The organism is Entomomonas moraniae, assembly GCF_003991975.1.
GTDB classification, from domain to species: domain Bacteria; phylum Pseudomonadota; class Gammaproteobacteria; order Pseudomonadales; family Pseudomonadaceae; genus Entomomonas; species Entomomonas moraniae.
In genome coordinates this window covers 771,087-795,238 of sequence record NZ_CP029822.1, presented here as the reverse complement: position 1 = coordinate 795,238, position 24,152 = coordinate 771,087, and the positions used below count along the sequence as shown (strand labels likewise).

Genomic DNA, 24,152 nt, shown 5'->3' with positions numbered 1-24,152 from the left:
GTTACTGAGTTAGACAAACACGCTCAACAGCTTTTAACCACCCGTTATAAAGTTGTTGACGTTTGTCTTCTGCTATAACGGGGGTAAAACATCGCTGTAAAGACCAGTGGCTTGCAATCTCATCTAAACTTTGATAAATATTGGCTTGCAGTGTGACTAACCAAGCAACGCCTAATGCTGTTGTTTCATTGGTCACAGGGCGTTCTACCGTAATATTTAAAATATCTGCTAAAAACTGCATCAGCCAATTATTAATAGCCATTCCCCCATCAACCCGTAGAGTTGTCAATGGGCTAGCGCTATCTTCTTGCATCGCCAAAAGTAAATCACAGGTTTGATAACAAACAGACTCTAATCCTGCGGTAACAATCTCTTGAATTCCTGTATCCCTTGTTAATCCAAAAATAGCTCCCCTCGCCTTTGGATCCCAATAAGGGGCACCTAAACCAGTAAAAGCAGGAACTAAATAAACCCCTCTGGTATCAGGAGTTGATTCAGCGATAAGCTCAGCATCTGATGTATTTGCAAATAACTTCAAACCATCGCGAAGCCATTGTACTGTGGCGCCTGCCACGAAAATACTTCCTTCAAGCGCATAGGTTGTTTTGCCTTGTAAACGATACGCAATAGTGGTTAATAAACGATTTTTTGATATAACAGGTTCTGTACCTGTGTTTTTAATCATAAAACAGCCTGTACCATAAGTACTTTTAACCATTCCCTCATTAAAACAGGCCTGTCCTATCAACGCTGACTGTTGATCACCAGCAATACCTAAAATAGGAATTTGGCAATCAAACATCCCATTTTGTGTATGGCCAAACTCAGCCGCACAATCCAAAACAGTAGGTAATAGAGCTTCAGGAATATCAAATAATGCTAATAAGTCGTTGTCCCAAGATTGTTCATGAATATTAAACAACATAGTACGTGCCGCATTAGTTGCATCTGTATAATGCGACTGACCGCCCGTTAGGTTCCATAATAAAAAGCTATCCACCGTACCAAAAAGCAACTCACCCTTACAGGCTTTTGTTCTAGCATTGGGTACGTTATCTAAAATCCAGCGCAATTTTGTAGCAGAAAAATAAGGGTCAATTAACAAACCTGTTTTAGACAACACTTGTTGCTCATACCCTGCTTCTTTAAGAGATTGGCAATAGTCCGCTGTTCGTCTATCCTGCCAAACTATCGCAGGATAAATAGCTTTTCCCGTTAGTTTATCCCACACAATAGTGGTTTCACGTTGATTTGTGATGCCTATACCAATAATTGACTCACCCTTCAAATGAGCCTGTTTAAGTGCTTGCTGGCACAACGCCAATGTCGTCGACCAAATTTCATGTGGATCATGCTCTACCCAACCATCTTTAGGAAAAGACTGTTCCATTGTCTTTTGCGCAGTGGTTATGGGATGCCCTAGTGGGTCAAAGATAATAACACGAGTACTGGTTGTTCCCTGATCTATTGATAAAATATAAGAAACCATTAATCTTTGTCTCGAGCTAACGAGGTAAATTGCGCGCTTAATACACCTGCTAAATCACAAGGTGAGATACCAATATCTAAACCACGACGCCCACCACTAACATACATAGTATCTAAAGTCTCAGCAGAGTTATCAATAAAGGTTTTTAATCGTTTTTTTTGCCCTAAAGGGCTAATGCCACCAACTAAGTAACCCGTAACACGCTCTGCTAATGAGGGGTTAGCCATTTCTACTTTTTTAACACCTGCTGCATGGGCAATGTGCTTTAAATCTAGTTGTTTTAAAACAGGCACAATACCTACAAACAATTCGTTGTTATCGGTTGTGACTAACAGTGTTTTAAATACTTTCTCTGGTGCCACACCAAGCTTTTCTGCAGCTTCTAACCCAAAGGATATTGCGTTTTCATCGTGCTCATAACTCATTAATTGATGAGCGATTTTTTGTTTTTTCAATAAGGCAATAGCAGGAGTCATGATTAGCGTCTTACGGGCCTCTTTTGTAATTTACGTTGCAATGTTCTACGATGCATACCTAACGCACGTGCTGTAGCCGAAATATTACCATCATATTCATTTAGCACACGCTGAATATGCTCCCACTCCAGTCGATCAACTGACATAGGGCTGTCAGGAATTATCTTATCAGCATCCACATTCTTTGCCAACAAGGCGGCTAACACATCATCCACGTCAGCAGGTTTACAAAGATAATTACAGGCACCCCTTTTAATAGCTTCTACCGCAGTAGCAATACTGGAATACCCCGTTAAAATGACCACCTTCATTTCAGGATCTAACTCTAATAATTTCGGTAAAAGAACTAGTCCTGACTCGCCATTCATTTTTAGGTCCACAACAGCATATTCAGGAAGATCCTCCCTTGCTATGTCTAAAGCTTTTTCAGAAGAATCAGCAATAGATACCCGTAACCCTTTACGCACGAGGACACGTGCCATAATATGGGTAAAAGTCTCATCATCATCTACTAATAACAAATGTGGCTGATCATCACCTTCAAATAAAACTTGCGCTACCATAACAACTCTCTATGATTTATTTTTTATGCACGGTAATTGTAGTACTGCGATTGTCCCTTGTTTCTTATGATTATACAACCTTAAACTACCACCTGCACGACTTACACTCACTTGACTTAAATATAACCCCAATCCCAACCCCTTTTCTTTAGAAGAAACAAAGGGTTTATTAATCTTATTCTCTATAAAAGAAGGAATACCAGCCCCTTTATCATGAATATTAATAGTAAAATCAGTTTTAGTCCATGATAGTTCAATTTCTATCTCGTCGGGGCATGCATCTGCAGCATTATTTAAAATATTCAATAATGCTTGGCTAAGTGTTGTATGGGGCTTAAAAACGGGCTCATTATGTTTGCCTAACGTTTTATAAGTATAACTTGCCTCAGGATGCATAAGGTGCCAGCTTTGTAATACTGTATTAACCCAGTGAGAGACTAACTGTTCTTTTGACTCATGCATTCTATCTGCTTCAGAGGCTCGAACCAATTGTTGTAAGCTACCCTTACATAACTGCACTTGACGCTGTAATAAGACCAAATCTTGTTGTAAAGTAGGATCCTTGTAGGTTTCTTGCAAGTCTTTTAATAAAACCGTCATGGTTGAGAGCGGCGTTCCTAATTCGTGTGCAGCCCCTGCTGCTTGTGCTGCTACCGCCAGTAATTGCTGATCATGTAATCCCTCCTCACGCCAGTCTGCAATTCTACGGTCTTGCTGACGTAATGTGACCGCCATTTGGCTAACAAAAAAACCAATTAATACCGTAGAAAAAACAAAACTCAACCACATGCCCATGAGGTGTAAATTGATAAGTAATGATTCAGTATTACTTCCCCAAATAGTCTGAACCTCTAATGGAATATTCCAAGTCCATAATAGACTATACACAAAAATAGCATAGGTCACTAAACAAAGAGTATAAAGCCAAGGTAGCGTAGCCGCTGCGATAGTAATAGGCACTAAAAAATAAGAAACAAACGGATTTGTTGCGCCACCGGTACAGTATAAAAGTATCCCATGGGTAGTTAAATCACAAGCAAGCTGAATGGCGTACTCAATATCACTGACAGGAAAAGAAATATAGGCTAATCTGATAATTGTTAACACACATAAAATAAATGAGGCAACAAAAACTAACGCCAAAATATCCCAAGGCAAATAAAATAGCTTATAAATGTAACAGATAATAACCGAAACAAGCTGTAAAGAAAATACAAGCACACGTATGGAGACAAGCCCCCAAAGGTTGAGGCGACTGGCAAAAAACCACTTAGCAGGGACAAGCATATAATAATGTACCTATATTAGATGTCGTTTATGCAGAATAATAAATTATGAAACAAATTAACTTTAACTATTGTAATAGTTAATTTGTCAAATCCGATAGTATATACCCGTATTTCACTAAAAGGAGAAAGTTTATGTCTAAAAAGACGGTAGCGCAACTTGTTGTAGAAACATTACAAAAAGCAGGAACAAAGCACTGTTATGGTATTGTAGGAGATACTTTAAACTATGTAACAGAAGCTATTCATAAAAGTGATATAAAATGGATCCATGTAAGGCATGAAGAAGTTGGAGCATTTGCAGCAGGTGCAGAAGCTTACTTAACAGGTACACTAACGGCTTGTGCAGGTTCCTGTGGCCCTGGTAGCCTACACTTTATCAACGGACTATTTGAAAGCCATCGAAATGGTGCACCTGTTGTTTTAATTGCTAGCCAGCTTGCCACCTCTTCACTTAACACTGACTTTCCTCAAGAAGTTGATTTTAAAGCTGTTTACAGTAGTTGTTCTGTTTTTTGTGAGCAAATTAGTAATCCCCTCGAAGCTCAAAGAATTACTGCATTAGCAGCACAAACAGCGATCAATAAAAAAGGCGTTGCCGTTATTATTTTACCGGTAGACATTAGCCAAATTAAAGTTGATGACAACCCAGCTATTCACACATATCATCCTTCTCCAGTCATAACACCGAGTGATGAAGAGTTACAGAGTATTAGCCAACTCCTTGCTAAAGGTAAAAAAATTGGTATCTATGCAGGATTAGGTTGTCAAAATGCACATGATGAACTCATAGCAATTGCTAAAAAATTAAAAGCTCCTATTGCTCACACCTCTCGAGCCAAAGACTTCGTCGAATACGACAATCCTTACAATGTGGGAATGACGGGCATGCTGGGTATTGAGTCAGGCTTTCATATGGTTAAAAATTGTGACACACTCCTCTTATTGGGTGCCGACTTTGCTTGGTCACAATTTTATCCTGACAATGCAACCATCATTCAAATAGATAAAGAGGCCTCCCATTTAGGCAGACGCCATCCGATTACTTTGGGAGCCCTAGGTGATATAAAAGCAACCTTAAATAAACTACTTCCTTTGCTCTCTGAAAAAGAAGATGTTAGCTTTTTAGACCACCACACACAAATGCATACAAAAACAATCGCTAAACTAGATAAAAAAGCCCAACGTACGCCGAGCGGTCAAATTCACCCACAGTACCTTGTGGAGCTATTAGACCAATATGCCTCTGAAGATGCCGCCTTTACTGCAGATGGTGGTTCCGCCATGGTTTGGATATTACGCCACATCAAAGCTAATGGTAAGCGGCGCACACTGACAAGCCTAAAACATGGAACCATGGCCAATGCAATGCCCCAAGCATTAGGTATACAAAAAGCGTTCCCTAATCGCCAAGTAATTTCTCTTTCAGGGGATGGGGGATTAACTATGTTGTTAGGCGACTTATTAACCGCAGTTCAAGAGAAGCTACCAGTTAAAATTGTCGTTCTTAACAATTCCTCGTTAAACTTCGTAGAACTCGAACAAAAAGTTGAAGGACTCGTTAACAACTACACCGATCTTCAAAACCCTGATCTAGCGAAATTGGCTGAGGTCATTGGGTTTTATGGTAAAAAAGTAACGCATTCAGATGATTTAGAATCGGCTGTTAAAGAGTTTTTGGATCAAAAAGGCCCTGCTTTATTGGATGTTCACACAAGTCCTTACGAACTTGTAATGCCTCCTCAAATAGAAACGGGGCAAGTGCTTGGTATGGCAATGTATACAGTAAAAGCTACGTTAGCAGGCCGTACAGAGGATGTTACAGGGCTACTTATTGATAACTTTGTAAAGAAATAAAAAAGTGTTTCGCTAAGCATATCCATTATGCTTAGCGATTTTTGTTTTATGGGTTAACCATGAAAAGAGAATACCTGCAATCATTCCACAAATATGTCCTTCAAACGAAACTTGTTTATCAGGTAATAAACCAAATACAAAACCACTGTACAAGACGATGACGGCAATACTGATCACTATATTTTTTATGGTTCTTTCAAAATAGCCATTGGCAAGAAGCAGCCCCCATAAACCAAATATCCAACCACTGGCACCAATATGTGAAGCACTACGCCCAAAGAGCCATAGTAACAAACCACCCACAATAATAATAAACGTACTCGCTATTATAAAATAACGGATTGAACGTAACATGCATAGCCAAGCAAGCACTAATAATGCCGATAGATTACCTAATAAATGGCCTAGGTCTTTATGAATCAAAACGCTAGTAAAAACTCCCCACAGACCTGTTAGTCTGCGAGGAATTAAACCATAGGAAAACAAAACACCTCCAAACACAAGATTAATGAGATAAACACCTACCATTAATCCTGCTAATAGAAATAAAATGCGTAACTGCTTAATTAGCATCTTCTTTATAATTACTCTGAATATTTGTACCCGCTTTTACTGTTGTCTCAATCATCTGCTTTGGATGCATACCCACATGCTGACCGAGGAGTTTAAGCTCTGTGATAATATCTTGCATACGCTGATGATTACGCAAGTCTAAATCCAGTTTTTTATCCATGGTTTTTAACATCGGCATGAATGTATACTCTAGCGTTTCAGCTAATGCTGTCAACACACCATCTAACCCTGGCACAGGCTGATTGACCACTTGAATATTTGTTTCTGGTTTATCTTGTAAAGCCTCACTAATATGAGATAACGGCTCAATAACTTTATCCCATGGAGCAGGCTCTGGTTGCTTATCCATAACCTGAGTAAGACGACCAAACTCCTTAAACAACTTATCCCATGGTGCTGGTTCAGGTTGTTGTTTCAATGCAACAATCATTTCAGCAAATTGCCCTGTTAGCTGTTCCCACGGTGTCTGCGGTTCAGGCCGAGTAGCAATAGACTTAACCCCTTCAGATAAGTCAAGTAATTGTGCAACTACACGGTTACCAATGCTTTCATCTCCCCCCATGGTTTTATTACGCAAGAAGTCACGTTTAATTTGCTCCCAACGCTCCTGCTGTTGCTCAGTCATATTGCCACGAAGCTCAGCTAACTTTAATAGGTTTTCTTCAGCACCTGTTGTAAGTAATTGTGCCTCACCTTGATAATGATCTTCTAACAATTGCATTAACTCTTGATCATTCATCACTGCTGTAATTTTTTCAGCTAACTTATTCATGTTACGGTAACTACCCTGTAACTTAAAGGGTGGTTCAACACGGTATTTATCAGCTTGTGCGGCGCTGGAGATATATTGTAAGTTAACTTTATAGACTAAATCACGAGCACGCATTAAGTGCTGTAATGTCGACACAATCTCATTAACTTCTGCTGCACTATAATCATAGCTAAGCTCATTACTTGAGAAAGGTTTACCATCGGCTTTATCAACAAAACGATAAAGATCGGCCATGTCACGTGTCGCTAAAGGTGATAATACAGGGTTTGAAGTTAAGCAGTTCTCGATATAACTTAAACGGAATACATCTTCCATACCGCCTAACACATCACCTAAGTTATAAATATCCGCACGGTTAGCTAACATATCTGGGATTTTAAAGACATCACCTGACTCCGTATAAGGGTTACCTGCCATTACCACACAGAACTTCTTGCCACGCATATCATACGTTTTGGTTTGACCTTTCCAAACCCCTTCAATACGACGCGTACCGTCACACAGAGAAATGAATTTTTGTAAAAACTCAGGATTAGTATGTTGAATGTCATCCACATACAACATCACATTATTACCCATTTCTAAGGCTAAGTTGAGTTTTTCTAGCTCTTGGCGAGCTGTGGCATTTGGCGCTTGTGCTGGATCAACAGAGGTCACTTGGTGACCTATCGCTGGCCCATTAATTTTCATAAAGATAAGCCCTAAACGATTCGCTACATACTCCATCAAGGTAGTTTTACCATAACCAGGAGGAGAAATAAGCATTAGAAGCCCCATTAAATCAGTCCGTTTATTCTCACCAACCGTTCCCATTTGCTTGGCTAAATTATCACCAATAATGCCTAGATAAACATCATTGATTAAACGGTTACGAACAAATGAACTCAGTGGTTTTGGTTTAAACTCTTCAAGTCGTAACGCATTACGCTCACGAACAATCACTTCCTGGCGTAACATTTGATAACGCTGATAAGCAGGAACAAACACCTGTTGCTGATACGCATAACGATCATAAAAATCATCAATACCTAAAATCATTTTAGTGTCTTTAATTCGATCGTGCTCGCCCATCAAACCTTCAACACTAAAGCGTAAATCCATTTCTGTAAAACGCCATAAGACGCTTTCATCCAATAAACTTAAGGCAACAGCTTCTGGAATATAATTTTTTAATGCACCAAGATCATCATCGGTTTCAATCACTACTTCATTATCATTGGCATTGCATAATGCTGTAAACCAGCCTGTTGCCAATTCCCAGCGGGCTAATGTTCTACCTTGTAAATTACTGAGTGACTGTTGGAAACCAAGCCACATTTGCGCATTTTCTAAGCGCTTTTTAAGCGACTCCATCAATTGCTTAGCATAACGAGTAAATGCAAAGTCAACATTAACACCTGCCGTTAACACATTGACTAAATACTCTGCGGCCATTGATCGTGTTTGTGCATCAATTGGTAAGTGATGTACCTCTAAATAGCCAGACATCGCCTGTGAAATTTCTACTTGTAATTCTTTAAGTGCTTGCTGACTGCCAAATAACTGAGCCATATTCATGGCATTATTAGCGCGCTCAGGCCACTTTTCAGCCTCAATATTATCCTTCCAACGCCCCCAGAATAAAACCGCAAAACCACGCGCTAAAGGCGGATAGCGTAATAAACCAACACTACGGTGTAAAGGAATTAGTTTAGTTAATAATAATACCGCATCATGGTCATGAATACCGCGTTCATAACCATCTCGATAACGCGGCGCGGCAAAGTCTCTGACTGTTTTTTCTAGTAACACTGGATCTTTAAGTTGTTGCTCAAGCAAATCTATTGTCAGACCATTTTCATTATTTTCCGCCGCGTGTAAAATAAGGCCAGCTAAATACTCCCCACGGTATAAGTTTGGTGATTCTGACTCGCTGTTATATTGCCAGTAATCTTTTAAGTCATCGAGTTCTGTTTTACCTAATGACTCAAAATAATCAGTTCCTGTTAAGTGAGTATAAAGCTGCTCACCTCGTGGCATAATAGTTAAGTCAAGCTCTTGAGTATTAACACTAAAGCGATGGCGTGGCCCTAATTTAATAACATTGCCACCAGCTTCAAAAATTTCTGACTTATCACGTAGACTACGAACAGCTTGATCTTTTGTTGATTTTAAACGCGCATCTAAATCATCAGCACGAACGCTGTCTTTTAGTTCTCTTAGCTTTTCTGATAACTCACGCAGCTTTAATGCCAGTGGGTCGCCTGCAAAGAAAGCATTAAGCTCTTCTTGTGTTGTAAGACGCTCTGTGCGGCGCTTCATACTTTCTAAAATACGTAATGCTGCATCCTGCAATGACTGTGCTTTACGCTGTCTTTCATCAAGTAATGACTGTTTATGGGATTCAAATGTTTCTAACAGTTCTTCTCGTTTAGAAAGAATATCAGTTAAAAACTCTTCACTGTCACTGAACTGACTTTCTAACTCTTCTAATTGCACTAATAAACGCGATAGTTGGTCATCACAACGCTCAGGGTCTGTCGCCAACGAAAGTGCATTGGTAATCGATTGTGAGAATAACGTAAACTGTGCACCGAACTGAGCAACAGACTCTTGACCACGTAATGATTTACGGCGTTGCTCTGCCCTAGCTTTAGTTTGATTCAAACGACCATAAATGCTTGATATCGCTTCAACAATGAGTGTTCGCTGGTTGGCATCATCAATTTTTAATGAGCTCATCAGCTGCGATATTGTATCTAAGCTATCACCTAAGTCTTTCAAACCTTGTAAAGGTTCTTCTAGCTGAATACCTGTTTTTACTTCTTGAACTTGTGCATCTAAAACCTTTAATTGCTCAGAAAATGGTTCAAGTGCTTCAGGTGTTGAGAGAAAGTTGCCTGTGGCTTCGGCAATTTTCAGTTGAGCTTCTTTTAACTGTGACTCTAATTCATCAACTTTAGTCACGTTCATGTAACGATTTTCACGAATCGTTAATAAATGACCTAATTGTTTGCTAATACCTTGGAGTCCATCAACATATTCCTGGATAGTCTCCCAACTGTCAGGACGTAACGAGGTAATAAGCGTTTTTTGTTGCTGCTCTGCTTGAGTTAAGGCTTCTGCAGATTGGCGACGTATACTTTCAACTTTTTCATACTCATCAAGTACTGCATCACTGGTTGCAGCGATCTCACGAACAGATTGAACAACATCACCACAATGGCTGTCACTTAACCAGTTGTAAGTATCCAATAACTTACGAATATTCTCACGAATTAAATTATAGTGATTAACAGAGACTGATTTATTATTAATATCACGCCCTAAACTATAGAGGTCTGAAATCCCTCTAACCAGCTCGGGGTTCCCTATACGTCCCCAAAAGGTATTACTGGCAGGCTGACTTGCCACATACTCTTCCGACATATAAGGCGTTTGCCATACTTGCATAGGATGAACGCGAATAGGCTCTTCTCCTTCATTGGCAAATATGACCATTTTTCCATCATCAAAACGCGCATAACCATGACCCACTATAGGATTTTGTAAACGACGCTCAATCATATTGTAGGTAAACAACACACTACGACCTTCGCTAGGCTCATAGAATATATACAGAACATCTTCGCCATTAGGAGATTTTGCTGAGCGTTTAAAGCGCATACCGCTCATGGATAAATCAAATTTTTTATACTCACCGTTTTGGAGATAATAACCACCAGGGAAAATAATACCGTGGTCTTCTGGCAATTGTACGCACGATAATCCTATCTCATCAATGCGCTCCACTGTTTGATTTATCGTATTGTAAACAAAGTAACGCCATGCTTCTTCACGATAAGGCAATATTTTTAATAGAATTAAGCTACCTAGTTTTGCGTATTCAATTTGTCCATCATCAACAGATTGTGTCTTATCGATAACCGGTTCACTATAAATTCCTAACCCTGTGCTGGTATTATTCTCAACTTTGACAGTTAAATCACCACCGATGGTCTCAACAAAAACGGTATCAAGAATATTAATATGAGGGTACTTACCATTGACACGCATTTCACGATTAGTTTTCTGCCACTCAAAATCATAAGGAGCCGGTAAAGCAATATCACGATCACCACGGTTATCAATATAACTGACTTCTTTCTGGTCGGCTGAGAGAGACCAACGAAATACCCTTATATCGCTAACCTTATCGCCCATTTGGAAACTAGCCAACAAGCGGCCATTATTATGGGCTAACTGTAATAATTTAGCATCTTTATAATAAGCGTATAACTCTGAAAAATCCCTTACGAAGCTTGGATCACTTAAAAAAGTTCCCTCTAAAGGAATATGCTCAACATCAAAACCATCATCAATCGCAATGAGTTTATGAAGAGAGAAAACATCCTCAACATGAGTTTCTTTTTTCAACCCTAAAAAAACATTATAGCCAAATAAAAGCCAATCACCGACACGTACAATATCGCGTGCAACACTATTATTTTCAGTACGAATACGAATTCGACCAATCACTTGCATGTCGCTGCGCTTAAACTCATCTAAACGCTGTTGATTGATGATCTCTACTTGCTTGCTTAATTGCTGTCCTTGCTCATGGAGACGCTTATTAAGCACCTCATAAGCTCCCCCTTCCGCAACTGCTTTATCTAGTAGTTCTTGCTCTTGTGCTACCGCTTGGGAATCAGCCATTCATAACTCCGCTTAATTAACAAGGCGACCAAAGCCGCCTTTATTATTTCTCAATGACTATTTCATTAATCAGCCAAAATTGTGTAAAAAATGTTCCCTTCCTTAGGATTAAAATCCTACTACTCACCATCTACCTGCGGTGCTTTTTTAGTCTCTGCCTTACTTGCAATACGATCAGATGTTGCTGACAATATTTGTTGTATTGCACCTTGAGCTACAGAGCTACTATTGACGAAACCATCCAATGATTTCCCAACAGCCAAGGCTTTAGAGAATTTCTCAAAGAATTCACCTTCGCCACCCACCACGTCAATTTTGGTTTTTGCCAAGCCAGCAGCCAATACTTCTGCTTGCTCTTTCGCGATGTCTTTATTCGCAGCGATAGCAGCCAATGATTGTTCAAAGGCTTTATCAATTTGTAGACGGAACTCTTCATGAGCACGTGCATTATCAGACAGCGCATTAATCGCTGTAAATTTCTCAGCAAGCCCTGTGGCTTCTGCACGCATACGTTTTAACAACACTTCAGCATCAGCATCACCCACTTCACGGTTAACCTTAGCTTTAACAGTACCCAATTGATCTTCTCCACGAGCTTGGGCACTTAGTTTTTCTTCCATAACCTTAGCATCTACGAGGCCTTCTTTCTCTTTTGCAACGGCTGTGGCTTCGGTAATACGAGCATCAGCCAGACCTTGCTCTTCTTTACCTTTAGCTGTTGATAGCATAAGCTCCATTTGTACTTTTGCTTCTGCCAAACCTTGTTTCTGATTAGCATCTGCTTTAAATTCAATAATTTTCGCTTCTGCCAAGCCTTTTTCTTCCACTGCTTTAGCTTCTGCAATGCCTCTTTCAGCAGTTAGTTTAGCCTCAATCAAGCCTTCTTTTTCACGTACAGCAGCTTGTACTTCACGTACACGTGCATCAGCTAAACCAGGTGCAGCACGCTCAGCTTGAACACCTTCTGCCAAGCGTTTTTGAGACTCTGCTTTTTTAGCAGCTGCTTCTAACTCAGCTTGTGCCATATTATTAATTTCAATAGACTTATGCTTAGAGGTTTCAGCATCGGCCTCTGCTTGTTTAACTTGGCGCACTAAGTCACGTTCAGCCTCTGCTTGTGCTTCAAGGACACTAACTTGTTTAGCACGATCGGCCTCAGAAACAGCACGTACTTCTTTGATAGCCTCTTCTTCTTTCGCTACAGTACGCTCGACTGCTACACGATCACGAATAATATTAGCAATCGCTGTACGCTCTGCTTCTAATGCTTTTTCTTTATCGATGCGTTGTAGCTCAACTTCACGTTCACGCTTAACAATGGCTTCTTGCTGTGCTTGTGTAACACCTTCTTCTTGCTCTACTAATACACGCTTTTTATTAAGCTCTGTAACATCTAACTCACGCTGTGTATTAATCTCAGCCTTACCAATTTCTTGTTCTGCTTGCTTTCTTGCAATTTCAGACTTCGCTAACTCTTCTGCTTGAACTTTCTTAGTTTCAGCTTCTTCACGTGCTTTAGTTGTCTCAACTTCACGTTTTTGTCTGTTTTCAGCATCGGCTCTTTGGCGTTCTAACGCCAGTGTTGCCTCTTGTGTTTCAACATTTTTCTTGGTGATAGCTAAATCTTTATCACGATCAAGTTCATTGGTTTTAACAATTTCTGTTGATGTTCTTTCTACAATTTTACGAATACCTTCAGCATCCATAATATTGGTATTTTTAAGATGTTCTATAGGTGTTTGATCCAAATAGTCAATTGCAGCATCTTCTAAAGAATAACCATTTAAATCATCACCAATAGCTTCAATAATCGAGTCACGAAAACGTTTACGGTCCGAAAATAATTCTTCGAAATCAAATTTTTTACCCGCTGTTTTTAGTGCTTCAGAGAATTTAGCGTTAAATAGTGTAGCAACTGCCGCGTGATCTGATGCGCGATCAGCACCAACTGATTTAGCCACTTTAAGTACATCATCTTGAGTTGCATTTACTTTTAAATAAAAGGCTACAGTAATATCTGCTCGAATATTATCGCGGCAAATTAATCCTTCTGAACCACGACGATCTATTTCTAAAGTAATTAAAGAAATTTTCATAAATTCCTTTTTATAAATCACAGGGTAAACAAGAGCCCCTGTAAAACTGACTTTAGGAATCGATGACAAGGTATTAACAATCAGCGCTGTGCCTTGGGGAACTTTAATATAAAAAGACTTTACAATAAGCACAACGAGTATAATCAGCGCTACAACAGCAGCTGCTACTACGCCTACGATAGTTAAAATCGATGAAAACATTATGTTGACTCTCCTACTCCATAATTAAAAACATTGAAACACTATAATCACCTAAAAGTAACTTCCTTTAGTTATTCCTTTAAAGTAAATCCCCCTACGCTCTAAAGCGACTTTTTCTTTCTTTAATATGTTTTATTAATAAATACATTAATTTTTTGTCTAATCACGCGTTGATAATCGGCGATGAGTGCTTTAATTTTAGTTGATAGTTCTAGTTGACGATTAGTCACTAACTTTAAGCGATTTTCTAGTTGTTGCCGTTGATACTTGTCCCAGTCCTCTCTGATTAATTCTTGCTGCTTAAACAGGGCTTCGTCTTGCTGTGCTAAACTTTCTAACGAAGTCAGCTTAATTTGTTCAATATCAAGGTAATCTAGATGATAGCCATAAAGTTTATCGTGTAACGAGGACATCAACTGCTTCCTTAACTTACCTCTATCTTTATCAACCACATCATAAGGTAATTCAGCGACTATCATTTTTAATGTATTCGTTAATACATTATCAACAGCGGTAGTAACCTTCTCTTTATTCCCTAAATTTTCCGCCCCTACTTTTGCGGCTGCTTTTAATATAGCATCCTCATCTAAGCCAACACATATTTGATACATAATGGATATATCAAGTAATAACTGTTCTTTGCATAAAATACCTTGAGCACCTATATAACTCATTCTAATCTGGGTAGGTTCTAATGGTATTAATAATTTTTTATCAGAGGGCATTGTGACTGCGTTACTAAAATAAACTTTTTTCCCGTTCACTATCAGCGCTACATTAGGAGGCAATACGGTATAGCAAAATTTAAAAAATAAAATTGTACCCACTATGCATAAGATGATAACAGCTAGTATCACAATAAGAATTGTCAAGCATCCTCTCCCTATTAGATTCCCTTAAACTCATCCTCACTTACAACATTGTAAGCTCCATCCTCTAGGTATTCGATCATCACTACACGATCATTTCTCTTTAAACCTAAGGACTCATCAGCACGAATACGTAAATTAAACCCAGCCCCTTTATCATCATAAATTGCTTCGCCAAAAGTAGAGGTCACTTTTCCAGAGCGAACAATAGCCGTTTGCCCTATTAATGAACTCCCAGAAATTGCATTTTGTTCTTCGTTTAATTTTTTAAACACTTTACGTAATGGTTTACAAACCCATCCAGTCAAATAGGCACTTGGAAATACTGAGACAACCAAAACCAATAAGCCAACAGGAATACGCAAAATACCGAGCGGAAGAAAATCTAAAACCAACAGTTGAATAAAATAACAAATCATCCAACCAATAATGAAAAATATAGTTAAAACGATAGTTAATGGAACAAGATCTAAACCAAATTTCATTAAGAAACCAGCAAACCAGCCCGTATCACCATGAAAGTCTATATGGTCGCCGGCTGAGGACATATCACCAAAATCTAACACGTCGATATCTAACAACCCTAAGGTAGCTACTATCCAAAAGATAATGGCAACAAAGACAAAAAATGTATAAACAATCGTAGGAAAAGATGCGATTATAGTAAAAAAAAGCCCCATTCTTTTTTTAATCCCTCACTCATAATGCAATCATTATATACAAAATAAAGTCACGTATTACATTATTATTACAAGCAATCAGCGACCTTATTAATTTTCCTTTAAAATCAAGAAGATGACTTGTCTTGTTGTTTCTTTTTCAATCGATCTAAAACATTATCTGCACTGCCTTCTTTGGCTAAAAAGCCTGCTTCTCGCAATTTAACATCAAGCATGTCATCACTCTCCATCGCTTCAACCTCAACAGCTGCTTCCATACGGGCACCATACTCTGCTTGTCTTTTCTTGATGCGCTCCAATGACTCTAGTGCAGTATGCATTTTAGTTTGTGAACCAGAATAACGGCTAGCTACAGTAGCCTGTGCTTTTTGCACGCTTTCAGTTGCCTTAACAGTATCAACTTGTTGCTTAAGACGTTTAATGTTAGCCTCTGACTGACTGACGGCCTTACGTAAATCCGCTGCACTTTTCGTGAAAGCAGCTTCAGACTCACGTTCAGCATCAAGAGTTACTTCTAAATTTGCAATTTTTTCTGCTACATCTCTTGCCAGTTTTTCATCATTGGCCTCTAATGCTTTTAACGCATAACCTTCATACTCATCAACTTTAGCCTGTGTCTTTTTAACTTTATCTTCTGCTAGCTTTTGCTTAGCCATAATCTCAGCCAATGCTTCTTTTGATTTTCTGAGCTCTTGATCAGCATCTCGGATTTCTTGATCAAGAATGCGTAGTGCTTGAGTATCAATAACGGCCTCTCCAGCCTCATGCATACCACCACGCAAAGCTGTAATTAATTTGCCCCATACGCCCATTTTATTCTCCCCCTTTTAAGCCTTTAAGTATGATTCGAATGCTTCAGTCGCCTTGATCACATTATCCGCCAACATTTCAATTTCAAATGTTACGTTTGATAGCGTTGACTCAGCACTTAATGCACCAAACATAATGTAAAAATCATTTTCTGCTAATCGTTCAATGCCTACAGTAGAAAGAGGAAAGAACTTGTGAGCCCTCAATATTTCTTCATTAAAAACTTGCGGATTTCTAACTGAATCCACTGGCCATAAGATACTTTCAACAATAATTTGCTCACCCACAACACTTAAAAATATGGGCAAATCTCCAACATCATGCATAATAATATGCAGACTTGGGTCAGTTCCTTCTACTAACTCAACAGTTGCGCTACCACCTTTAAATAGATCAATAGCAGATAGTGCATCAAATAACTTATTGGTAGTCCATAATGAAGCTGTTGCAGCCATATTCTTCTCCCCTATTGCTACTGTTATAGGCATTCCAGATGGTTGACGTAGTTGTTTTTCAACATCCAGTAGCTTTCGTGTATGCTCTGGGAGTATCCAAACCTCTTTTTTCACAAGCCCTTGCTCTCGCAAGCGTTGACGATATAATCGTTGATAATATGCTGATGTTTTCGTTTCCATGAGTAAACTATATCACTCACATGTAATAAAATCAATAGCATCACATGTAAATTTTTTAGGTATTTTTATAAATCATATTTAAGATAAAATAGCGTTTTTATAACGACCATAAATGTCATGAACTCTGAACCTATACCAACTTTTTATACATTGCTTTCGAATACATGGCCTTTTCCAACTAAGCCGCCAGTTAATCAAATCTATTTATATCATTGCTCGTACCATGTACCTAGTTACCATGACGATCTGCACTTAAAATTTAATATCCCTCTTCCTGAGCAGATGAAAAATGCCAATATTAAAAGAAAAGCAGAATACCTTGCAGGAAGAATTTGTACAAAAAATGCATTATCTCATCTTGGGATTTCAATGCTTCCTATTTCTCAACAAGATAGGTCGCCATCATGGCCCGCCTTTACTGTTGGCAGTATTACTCATAGCCATCACGTAGCAGCCGCCATTGTAGCTGAAACAAAATTTTGGATAACTGTAGGCTTAGATATAGAATTATTACTAACCGAGCATCGGAGTAAAAAACTAGCATCACACATAGTTAATGAACAGGAACTCACATTAGCCAAAGATGATATTTCTTTTTTTATAACCTTAGCTTTTTCTATAAAAGAAAGCCTTTTTAAAGCATTATTCCCTATTACAAAGAAATATTTTTACTTTCACGATGCAGAAATAATCACATGGGATTATTCTGGTGAAATTACTTTAAGACTATTAATTGATTTATCAGTCGACTGGAAGAAAGGAAAAACCATAAAAGGATTATATTGTCTTAAAGAAGGCTATATTTGGAGCATGATAGGGATTACTCAATAATCCCTATACAATGCCATTAAACCGAAATTAGCTCAAAAAAACTGTATAAGAAACCAATCATCGCAATAACTAACAAGATAAAGCCTGAAAATAACACAATTATATTTTTGACTTTAGGTGTCGATACCCTACGAATAAATACGATATAGAAGCCTAAGATTAAAAAATCTAACAGAATCCAAAGTAATGTTAATAAAAAAATACTTTTATTAAAGGAATCTGTTACTTTAATAAATTGTGGAAAAAATGAAACAAAAAAGATGATATCTTTGGGATTGGATAACCCTATCAAGAAACCATTTAAAAGTCCTCCATTTTTTACAACCAATTGCTCTTGCTTAAAAACATACTCTTTATCTAAAGATAGTGCTTCTCTGATGGTATTAATTGCCATATAACCAATAAACAAACATCCTAATAAACTTATCAGACTAAATAACTTCGGACTAATAACTAAGCTTGTTGAAATAATAAGTACCGCAATGACAATTAGTACCAAAGAAGCCCAGTTGGTTCCTAAAACAGTTCTTAGCGCTGTGGAGGGGCCTGACTTTATTGTAGTATTTATAACTAAAAAAACCACAGGCCCTGGCGTTGCAATTAACATTAAGACTGTTATCACGTAAATTATCAATAAATTAAAATCCATTTACGACTTCCTTATATGTAAAGGACACTCTTTCAGCTCTAGTCCTCCTGGCTCTTCAAGCTGATACTGTCTCCACTCGTAATTTCCTTTTTCTCCATAAACACCTAGCGTCGATGGAACAACACCATCATTATACATCTTTATTCTATTTCTTATCGTTTCTCTTACACTTCGACCACCTTTTGAAGAAAGGCTAGCCACTTCATCAAAATTCTCTCTTGGATTGATAACTAACACCACATAGTCTCCTAGGTTACGACTTTTCATGAGCTTATGTTGAGGACAACTAATATTGACAAATAAAGGAAGACCATTAAAACAAAAGGACCATTTTTCATTCTCTGTATCTTTTGGTACATCAAGAGGCCAAGAAGACTTATCTCTATCATGTAACATTTGTAATATTGACCATCCATATTGATGTTCATCTTTTAGTGTAGAAAAGGTATTTTTCTCTAAAAATACAACAAAAGGACTATAGATCCTTTCTCTAACAGGTACTTCCTTTACAAAATTAGTATACTCAATAAATGCAGCAACAAGGTCATCCATTGGTCTACTAATCGAGGAAAAGAATAAAAAAAACTTTTTTAACTTAATAACTTTCTTTCCAAATAAACATGGAAACTCATTATTATTTACTGAAGACTCAAAACAACTTAAGGCCCTCACCATCCATGATCTAAAAAACAAATTATTCAAAAAACTATTACTGCACACATCATTGCGGTTAATGATGTACTTATAAGTTGATTCCATATATACCTCATAAAAGTAACTAAACTTTTCTAATTCCATGAGGTGAAGATAATGCTGTCTTATTTAACTATTGAAAAACGTAAAAATTTGTGGCTTACTATGAATTTTTATCATAATCGTGAAAAATATGTCTAAACAAACTCCACCGCTATACGCTTTACGAGCTTTTGAGGTCGCCGCCCGCCACTGCTCTTTTACACAAGCCGCAAACGAACTTTCTTTGACCCAAAGTGCGATTAGTCGCCACATCCGTACATTGGAGGATATCCTCGGCTATCATTTGTTCGAAAGAAATGGCCCTCGATTAACACTCACAGATCAGGGAAAGACACTAGCAGAAGAGTTAAAACTTGGCTTTGCAATAATAGAAAGAGCTTGCCTGTTATTCAGAGACAACCCACATGCAATTCGACTAAAAGTTCCTTCGTCACTCACTGCACGCTGGTTACTCAAAGCAATTAATGTATTTAAAGGTGAACACCCTAGTCATCCTATCCAACTTTCAAGCATTTGGATGGATATTGATAACGTTGACTTTTACTCTGAACCTTATGATTGCGCTATATTACTGACGGATGGAAAATTCGGCCCTAATTATAATTGTTTTAAATTATTTGATGAATGGCTTATACCTATTTGCTCACCCAGCTACCATTCACCCAACGATCCATTTACGATAAAAAGCTTGGAGAAGATGGAGTTACTACATCCCTCATTTGATAGACGCGACTGGAAAAGATGGCTTGATAGACAAAAATTATCACATGAAGTTGATATTAGACGTGGGCAAGTATTTGACACATTAGATCAAGGTATTTCAGCAGCACTACAAGGTACTGGAGTTTCTGTAAATGATCTTATGCTCGTTTCATCAGAATTAGAAAAAGGAAACCTCTATTTACCTTTTCCGACGGCTGTTTCGACGGGCGATGGTTACTACATGGTTTGGCCTAAAGACACTGCAAAGGAAAAGACACTACTTCTATTAAAAAACTTTTTACTTAAACAACTCCCGACCTTATATACTCATAATGTAAAGTTTTTAAACTAGACATATTGAATCTTTTATTTTATAAAGCCTATGTATCTCCAATATAGGCTTTATAGACATTTCTCTATTCTTTTCGGTTCTTCATATAATCTAACAATCCTTGCATGTCACTAGAGCACAATAAGGAAGCAATGTTGATAATCTCATCTTTTGGCATGTCCCACCATGGATTAGCTAATAAAGCTTGTATGACTTCTTCAGAAAAGCGATAACGAATAATTTTAGCAGGATTCCCCCCGACAACAGCATAAGGTGGAATATCCTTAGTTACGACAGATCTTGCTGCAACAACGACGCCATGGCCTATCGTTACACCCGATAAAATCAAACAATCAGTTGCTAACCAAACATCGCTACCAATAATAACATCACCTTTTGTTTCATTGTGTCGGGCCATATTAGGTAGTCGTTCATAAAATGGGAAGGTCGTCACTGCCTCTATATTATGATTACCCCCTAATAGAATCTTGACGCCCCCAGCAATGGAACAAAAAGAGCCTATTTTTAATTGAGCATCTTTACTTGCATGCTCTACTAAGGGAGTACCATAGCTGCCATAGCCATACTCATACTGTGGATAACGATACTTAAACTTTAACTGCCCCCACTCTAAAGGATGTTGTTTCTTTAGGTAGTCCTTAAATTTTTCACGTTGATATTTTTCTTTTAAAAATCGAATAATATTCATATAAAATATGCTTTTAAACTACTTATTTAAACTAATATTAATTGCAGACCTCGGGTGTTGCTTATAAAAAAGACAATACAATGCATTTTTTACCCCCTTAAAATCTCTTATACGTCCTGTAAATAGACGTGCTAATATTAGACTTAAAATAGATAACCTTGATTTTCCTTTATAATTTAAACGATAAAGTAGCGCATAATATAAAAACTCCATGCGCCGACGATAACTTGCCTGACCGTTTTCTTCCACATACGTTGATAAAGAATGCTTTATCTTTCCAAAACAACCACATTTAATATTATTTTTATCAATTAATTCATGGATATTAAGAAAAAAAGCGGTATCAATACCATAAAAAGCAAATCGTTCATCAAAAACATTTAATGCTTTATCTGCAAATAGTTTTACAAGCCTATTACTGATAACCAAGCCAGATGTGACAGAGGTGACTACTGTTACATTTAACTCTTCTTCATGAACAATAACCTGCTTACTTGCTATATTAAAAGGGAATTTAATATCTGTATAATCCTCACCTGAATAAACGAGAGGAAGCATAATATCTAATTCCGCATGATTACTAATAATTTTAAAATAGTCTTTACTTATTTCAGTATCTTGATCTAGTGGTATAAAAAAATCAAAACAGTCCTTTTTAATAATAAAATTATAAATTTTACTTAAAGCAACATTCCTAATATCTTGATAAACAGCTACCGTAATATTTTTAGATGCAGCTATTTTTTTATAATCACTTACATCACGTTCATCTAACAGTGATGGGCCATTATTCCAAATATTAAGCGTTAAACAAACAGAATTATTAAGCTCTATATCTAAGAGGCTTTGCAATGTTTCAGAGTCACTGATTTTTGAATTATATAATATAACAGTTGATAAAATTCTATACATAATACTTTGAAAGCTAATCATAAAATATAATACTTAAACTAGCTTAATACTCTCCCCAACCATTAAATCTATGGATATCCACTATGTTTAGTAATTATATCTCAACTAAAATAATCTATCACCAGTAAATAACTCGTGTAGATAGTTACTTAATAGTATTAAATTATTTTTAAGGTTATATTTTATAAATAATCTTTTCTATGACTCTTGATCATTTTTCCTAGATTTAGATATCTCAGCTCCTTTAATAGAGCCTTGCCGTCTTCCCCATTGCCAATTGATCCAGAATACTAATTCATCCAACCCCATAGATGTCATCTGTTTTATAAAGCGTTTACGCCAATTGAGTGCACAAATATGGGAAATCTTTAACATGTCTTGTATTGTTAAATTACTTTCACCTTTAATTAGATAATTAGTGTAGGCATGCCATAAATCAACATGATCTAATCTAAATAACTCTGTATTACTCAATAAGTTTTTAGAGGTTTTACAGCGATGACAAACAAAATAAGGACGGTGCTTAGAGGCTTCTAAGCGTTTCATTACATTACCACAAGTAGGACAATCCAAGGTTTCTTGATAAAGTAAGGTGTCAAGAAAACTCATAAATACTTGTTTTTCTTTTTCTACTTGACTCGTCAAGCGACGATCTTGCCATTGATGATGTGGCAACCACCACTCTGCCAAATCAGGGAATAGATCTTTCACCATCTTCTGCAATGCTTTTTCTCTATTAGTAATAGCATGCATCGACATTCCTAAGATATTTTTAATTTTAATTAATGAAATGCCAGTTAAACGTAAAGCAACAAAATCAGGCCATAGTTCTATTTGCTTCATTTGAGCGAAATAAGTTCCTGTTAATTGGCTAAAGTTACGCTTACAACTATAACAAACGAACCTAGGCTCACCTGCGGTATTAGTTCCTGATGTTTGCTTGAATGATCTATAACCACAGAATGGGCATTCTGTGGGAAATTGATAAGGAAAATATTTTACATAATCAATTAATGCATCCGCATCTTTATGGAGATATTTAGGAATTACCTTATAGTAATCTACTTCTTTTTGTTTTTTCATAATGACTCCTGCCACATATTAATCCATTAATATATTAAAATACGTCACTACTACTCATACATACTTATAGTCATAGTAGCATTCAATACATAAAAGCCTAGCTAAAGGTACATCTTATATGAGATAAACCTTATATGACAAATGCTTTTATATAAGATTTAACTCTTTTTATATAGCTCATTAAGCTAACAACATAAACTTTTTTATATATATGTTTAGTTTATAGTTACTGCAAAATTCTTCTGAGAAAAAAGCATCCTTTCTTCAGGAACTTCAATTCTTTTCTTCTTTTTCAGTTCGGATAAATGCGCTTCAACAATATGATTACGCTGAGCTAAACCGGCATCATTTGCAATCTGGATATTTAAACCAGGCCGTGCATTTAACTCTAAAATTAATGGCCCTTTTTCTTGATCTAGAACCATATCAACACCGATATAGCCTAATCCTGAAAGCTCATAGCAACGTGTTGCTAATCGCATAAAACTATCCCAGTCGGGTAATTGTACACCACTCACAATATTATTGGTATCTGGATGCTTTGAGATCTTTTCATTCAACCATGTCCCTTTTAATGTAATACCTGTTGCCAAGTCAACACCTACACCAATCGCACCCTGATGTAAATTAGCTTTACCGCTTGATTGACGAGTAGGTAAGCGCAGCATAGCCATCACAGGGTAACCCATTAATACAATAATACGTATATCGGGAACCCCCTCATAACTAATGCTTTTAAAAATAGGGTCGGGACTCACTCGATACTCAATGATAGCACGATCCCTCATACCACCTAAAGAATACAATCCTGTTAAAATACTAGAAATTTGGTACTCAATTTCAGAGTATGAGATCATCTTACCTGAAATGGTCTTAAAACGCTTTTCATCAAAACGATCAGCAATCACAATAATTCCATCACCACCAGCTCCTTGGGCTGGTTTAATGACAAAATCATTATGTCCGTCTAATATGGTTTTTAACTTACTAATTTCGTGCTCTGTTTCAATAACACCATAAAGTTCAGGGACTTTAATACCCTCTTTTATAGCACGCATTTTAGTAATAATTTTATCATCCACTACAGGATAATATTTTCTCTTATTGTACTTGAGAATATAATCACCATTACGCTGATTAATTCCCATAATTCCTCTGGCCTTTAAGTCTTGCCATGTTTTCCAAAGTGCTAACATCG

General features: G+C 37.4%; 20 protein-coding genes. 3 read left to right on the top strand and 17 right to left on the bottom strand.

What is annotated here, in order from left to right:
* Position 1: 1 nt before the first annotated feature.
* The 4 genes from glpK to DM558_RS03780 are packed head-to-tail and all read right to left on the bottom strand — an operon-like array spanning position 2 to position 3,815.
* On the bottom strand, positions 2-1,489 hold the full coding sequence (gene glpK / locus DM558_RS03795; protein ID WP_127162125.1) for a glycerol kinase GlpK: 1,488 nt from the start codon (positions 1,487-1,489) through the stop codon (positions 2-4).
* Positions 1,489-1,965 (bottom strand): Cys-tRNA(Pro) deacylase, encoded by a 477-nt coding sequence (ybaK, locus tag DM558_RS03790; RefSeq protein ID WP_127162124.1) that lies wholly within the window; start codon positions 1,963-1,965, stop codon positions 1,489-1,491. Before ybaK ends, glpK begins: the two co-directional genes overlap by 1 nt.
* A 2-nt stretch (positions 1,966-1,967) precedes the next feature.
* A complete protein-coding gene (locus DM558_RS03785; protein WP_127162123.1) occupies positions 1,968-2,528 on the bottom strand; it encodes a response regulator transcription factor in 561 nt (186 codons plus the stop codon).
* 9 nt (positions 2,529-2,537) lie between these two features.
* Positions 2,538-3,815 (bottom strand): sensor histidine kinase, encoded by a 1,278-nt coding sequence (locus DM558_RS03780; RefSeq protein ID WP_127162122.1) that lies wholly within the window; start codon positions 3,813-3,815, stop codon positions 2,538-2,540.
* Between the two features lie 134 nt (positions 3,816-3,949).
* On the opposite strand from DM558_RS03780, the gene DM558_RS03775 reads away from it, so the two are divergent.
* On the top strand, positions 3,950-5,671 hold the full coding sequence (locus DM558_RS03775; RefSeq protein WP_127162121.1) for a thiamine pyrophosphate-dependent enzyme: 1,722 nt from the start codon (positions 3,950-3,952) through the stop codon (positions 5,669-5,671).
* 12 nt (positions 5,672-5,683) lie between these two features.
* Here the strand turns inward: DM558_RS03775 and DM558_RS03770 are convergent, their stop codons facing one another.
* From DM558_RS03770 to bacA, 7 genes are all read right to left on the bottom strand, one after another.
* Complete coding sequence (locus DM558_RS03770; RefSeq protein WP_228411804.1) at positions 5,684-6,244, bottom strand: rhomboid family intramembrane serine protease; 561 nt, start codon at positions 6,242-6,244, stop codon at positions 5,684-5,686.
* Positions 6,234-11,690 (bottom strand): DNA repair ATPase, encoded by a 5,457-nt coding sequence (locus DM558_RS03765; RefSeq protein ID WP_127162119.1) that lies wholly within the window; start codon positions 11,688-11,690, stop codon positions 6,234-6,236. The genes DM558_RS03770 and DM558_RS03765 overlap by 11 nt, the downstream gene beginning before the upstream one ends.
* A gap of 119 nt (positions 11,691-11,809) precedes the next feature.
* The gene (locus DM558_RS03760) at positions 11,810-13,987 is read right to left on the bottom strand and encodes a flotillin family protein (protein WP_127162118.1); all 2,178 of its coding nucleotides are present in this window, start codon (positions 13,985-13,987) and stop codon (positions 11,810-11,812) included.
* A 122-nt stretch (positions 13,988-14,109) separates the two neighbouring features.
* A complete protein-coding gene (locus tag DM558_RS03755) occupies positions 14,110-14,712 on the bottom strand; it encodes an SPFH domain-containing protein (protein WP_127162117.1) in 603 nt (200 codons plus the stop codon).
* A gap of 161 nt (positions 14,713-14,873) precedes the next feature.
* Complete coding sequence (locus DM558_RS03750; RefSeq protein ID WP_127162116.1) at positions 14,874-15,536, bottom strand: OB-fold-containig protein; 663 nt, start codon at positions 15,534-15,536, stop codon at positions 14,874-14,876.
* Between the two features lie 107 nt (positions 15,537-15,643).
* On the bottom strand, positions 15,644-16,348 hold the full coding sequence (locus DM558_RS03745; protein ID WP_127162115.1) for a PspA/IM30 family protein: 705 nt from the start codon (positions 16,346-16,348) through the stop codon (positions 15,644-15,646).
* 15 nt (positions 16,349-16,363) lie between these two features.
* Positions 16,364-16,981, bottom strand: a complete 618-nt coding sequence (gene bacA / locus DM558_RS03740) for a biofilm formation regulator BacA (RefSeq protein ID WP_127162114.1) — start codon at positions 16,979-16,981, stop codon at positions 16,364-16,366.
* 117 nt (positions 16,982-17,098) lie between these two features.
* Between bacA and DM558_RS03735 the strand changes: the two genes are divergently transcribed.
* Entirely contained in the window at positions 17,099-17,812 is a 714-nt protein-coding gene (locus DM558_RS03735; RefSeq protein WP_127162113.1) for a 4'-phosphopantetheinyl transferase family protein, read from the top strand.
* A gap of 16 nt (positions 17,813-17,828) precedes the next feature.
* On the opposite strand, the gene DM558_RS03730 is transcribed toward DM558_RS03735, so the two are convergent.
* Together DM558_RS03730 and DM558_RS03725 are read right to left on the bottom strand one after the other, a co-directional pair.
* Positions 17,829-18,461, bottom strand: a complete 633-nt coding sequence (locus DM558_RS03730) for a LysE family translocator (RefSeq protein ID WP_127162112.1) — start codon at positions 18,459-18,461, stop codon at positions 17,829-17,831.
* A complete protein-coding gene (locus tag DM558_RS03725; protein ID WP_164731237.1) occupies positions 18,462-19,220 on the bottom strand; it encodes a YqcI/YcgG family protein in 759 nt (252 codons plus the stop codon).
* A 127-nt stretch (positions 19,221-19,347) separates the two neighbouring features.
* Here DM558_RS03725 and DM558_RS03720 point away from each other — a divergent pair, with 127 nt between their 5' ends.
* Entirely contained in the window at positions 19,348-20,271 is a 924-nt protein-coding gene (locus DM558_RS03720; protein WP_127162110.1) for a LysR substrate-binding domain-containing protein, read from the top strand.
* A gap of 64 nt (positions 20,272-20,335) precedes the next feature.
* On the opposite strand, the gene DM558_RS03715 is transcribed toward DM558_RS03720, so the two are convergent.
* The 4 genes from DM558_RS03715 to DM558_RS03700 all read right to left on the bottom strand — a co-directional run bounded on the left by DM558_RS03715 (position 20,336) and on the right by DM558_RS03700 (position 24,150).
* Complete coding sequence (locus DM558_RS03715; protein WP_127162109.1) at positions 20,336-20,959, bottom strand: CatB-related O-acetyltransferase; 624 nt, start codon at positions 20,957-20,959, stop codon at positions 20,336-20,338.
* A gap of 18 nt (positions 20,960-20,977) precedes the next feature.
* Positions 20,978-21,892 (bottom strand): hypothetical protein, encoded by a 915-nt coding sequence (locus DM558_RS03710; RefSeq protein WP_127162108.1) that lies wholly within the window; start codon positions 21,890-21,892, stop codon positions 20,978-20,980.
* A gap of 177 nt (positions 21,893-22,069) precedes the next feature.
* The gene (locus DM558_RS03705; protein WP_127162107.1) at positions 22,070-22,954 is read right to left on the bottom strand and encodes a hypothetical protein; all 885 of its coding nucleotides are present in this window, start codon (positions 22,952-22,954) and stop codon (positions 22,070-22,072) included.
* Positions 22,955-23,169: 215 nt separating this feature from the next.
* Positions 23,170-24,150: an alpha-L-glutamate ligase-like protein gene (locus DM558_RS03700; protein WP_109702753.1), complete on the bottom strand. Its 981-nt coding sequence runs from the start codon at positions 24,148-24,150 to the stop codon at positions 23,170-23,172.
* Positions 24,151-24,152: the final 2 nt, after the last annotated feature.

Excerpts from the sequence above, each read along its gene's own strand:
- glpK (WP_127162125.1), bottom strand. The coding sequence starts at position 1,489 with ATGGTTTCTTATATTTTATCAATAGATCAGGGAACAACCAGTACTCGT.
- ybaK (WP_127162124.1), bottom strand. The coding sequence starts at position 1,965 with ATGACTCCTGCTATTGCCTTATTGAAAAAACAAAAAATCGCTCATCAA.
- DM558_RS03785 (WP_127162123.1), bottom strand. The coding sequence starts at position 2,528 with ATGGTAGCGCAAGTTTTATTTGAAGGTGATGATCAGCCACATTTGTTA.
- DM558_RS03780 (WP_127162122.1), bottom strand. The coding sequence starts at position 3,815 with ATGCTTGTCCCTGCTAAGTGGTTTTTTGCCAGTCGCCTCAACCTTTGG.
- DM558_RS03775 (WP_127162121.1), top strand. The coding sequence starts at position 3,950 with ATGTCTAAAAAGACGGTAGCGCAACTTGTTGTAGAAACATTACAAAAA.
- DM558_RS03770 (WP_228411804.1), bottom strand. The coding sequence starts at position 6,244 with ATGCTAATTAAGCAGTTACGCATTTTATTTCTATTAGCAGGATTAATG.
- DM558_RS03765 (WP_127162119.1), bottom strand. The coding sequence starts at position 11,690 with ATGGCTGATTCCCAAGCGGTAGCACAAGAGCAAGAACTACTAGATAAA.
- DM558_RS03760 (WP_127162118.1), bottom strand. The coding sequence starts at position 13,987 with ATGTTTTCATCGATTTTAACTATCGTAGGCGTAGTAGCAGCTGCTGTT.
- DM558_RS03755 (WP_127162117.1), bottom strand. The coding sequence starts at position 14,712 with ATGCCCTCTGATAAAAAATTATTAATACCATTAGAACCTACCCAGATT.
- DM558_RS03750 (WP_127162116.1), bottom strand. The coding sequence starts at position 15,536 with ATGGGGCTTTTTTTTACTATAATCGCATCTTTTCCTACGATTGTTTAT.
- DM558_RS03745 (WP_127162115.1), bottom strand. The coding sequence starts at position 16,348 with ATGGGCGTATGGGGCAAATTAATTACAGCTTTGCGTGGTGGTATGCAT.
- bacA (WP_127162114.1), bottom strand. The coding sequence starts at position 16,981 with ATGGAAACGAAAACATCAGCATATTATCAACGATTATATCGTCAACGC.
- DM558_RS03735 (WP_127162113.1), top strand. The coding sequence starts at position 17,099 with ATGAACTCTGAACCTATACCAACTTTTTATACATTGCTTTCGAATACA.
- DM558_RS03730 (WP_127162112.1), bottom strand. The coding sequence starts at position 18,461 with ATGGATTTTAATTTATTGATAATTTACGTGATAACAGTCTTAATGTTA.
- DM558_RS03725 (WP_164731237.1), bottom strand. The coding sequence starts at position 19,220 with ATGGAATCAACTTATAAGTACATCATTAACCGCAATGATGTGTGCAGT.
- DM558_RS03720 (WP_127162110.1), top strand. The coding sequence starts at position 19,348 with ATGTCTAAACAAACTCCACCGCTATACGCTTTACGAGCTTTTGAGGTC.
- DM558_RS03715 (WP_127162109.1), bottom strand. The coding sequence starts at position 20,959 with ATGAATATTATTCGATTTTTAAAAGAAAAATATCAACGTGAAAAATTT.
- DM558_RS03710 (WP_127162108.1), bottom strand. The coding sequence starts at position 21,892 with ATGATTAGCTTTCAAAGTATTATGTATAGAATTTTATCAACTGTTATA.
- DM558_RS03705 (WP_127162107.1), bottom strand. The coding sequence starts at position 22,954 with ATGAAAAAACAAAAAGAAGTAGATTACTATAAGGTAATTCCTAAATAT.
- DM558_RS03700 (WP_109702753.1), bottom strand. The coding sequence starts at position 24,150 with ATGTTAGCACTTTGGAAAACATGGCAAGACTTAAAGGCCAGAGGAATT.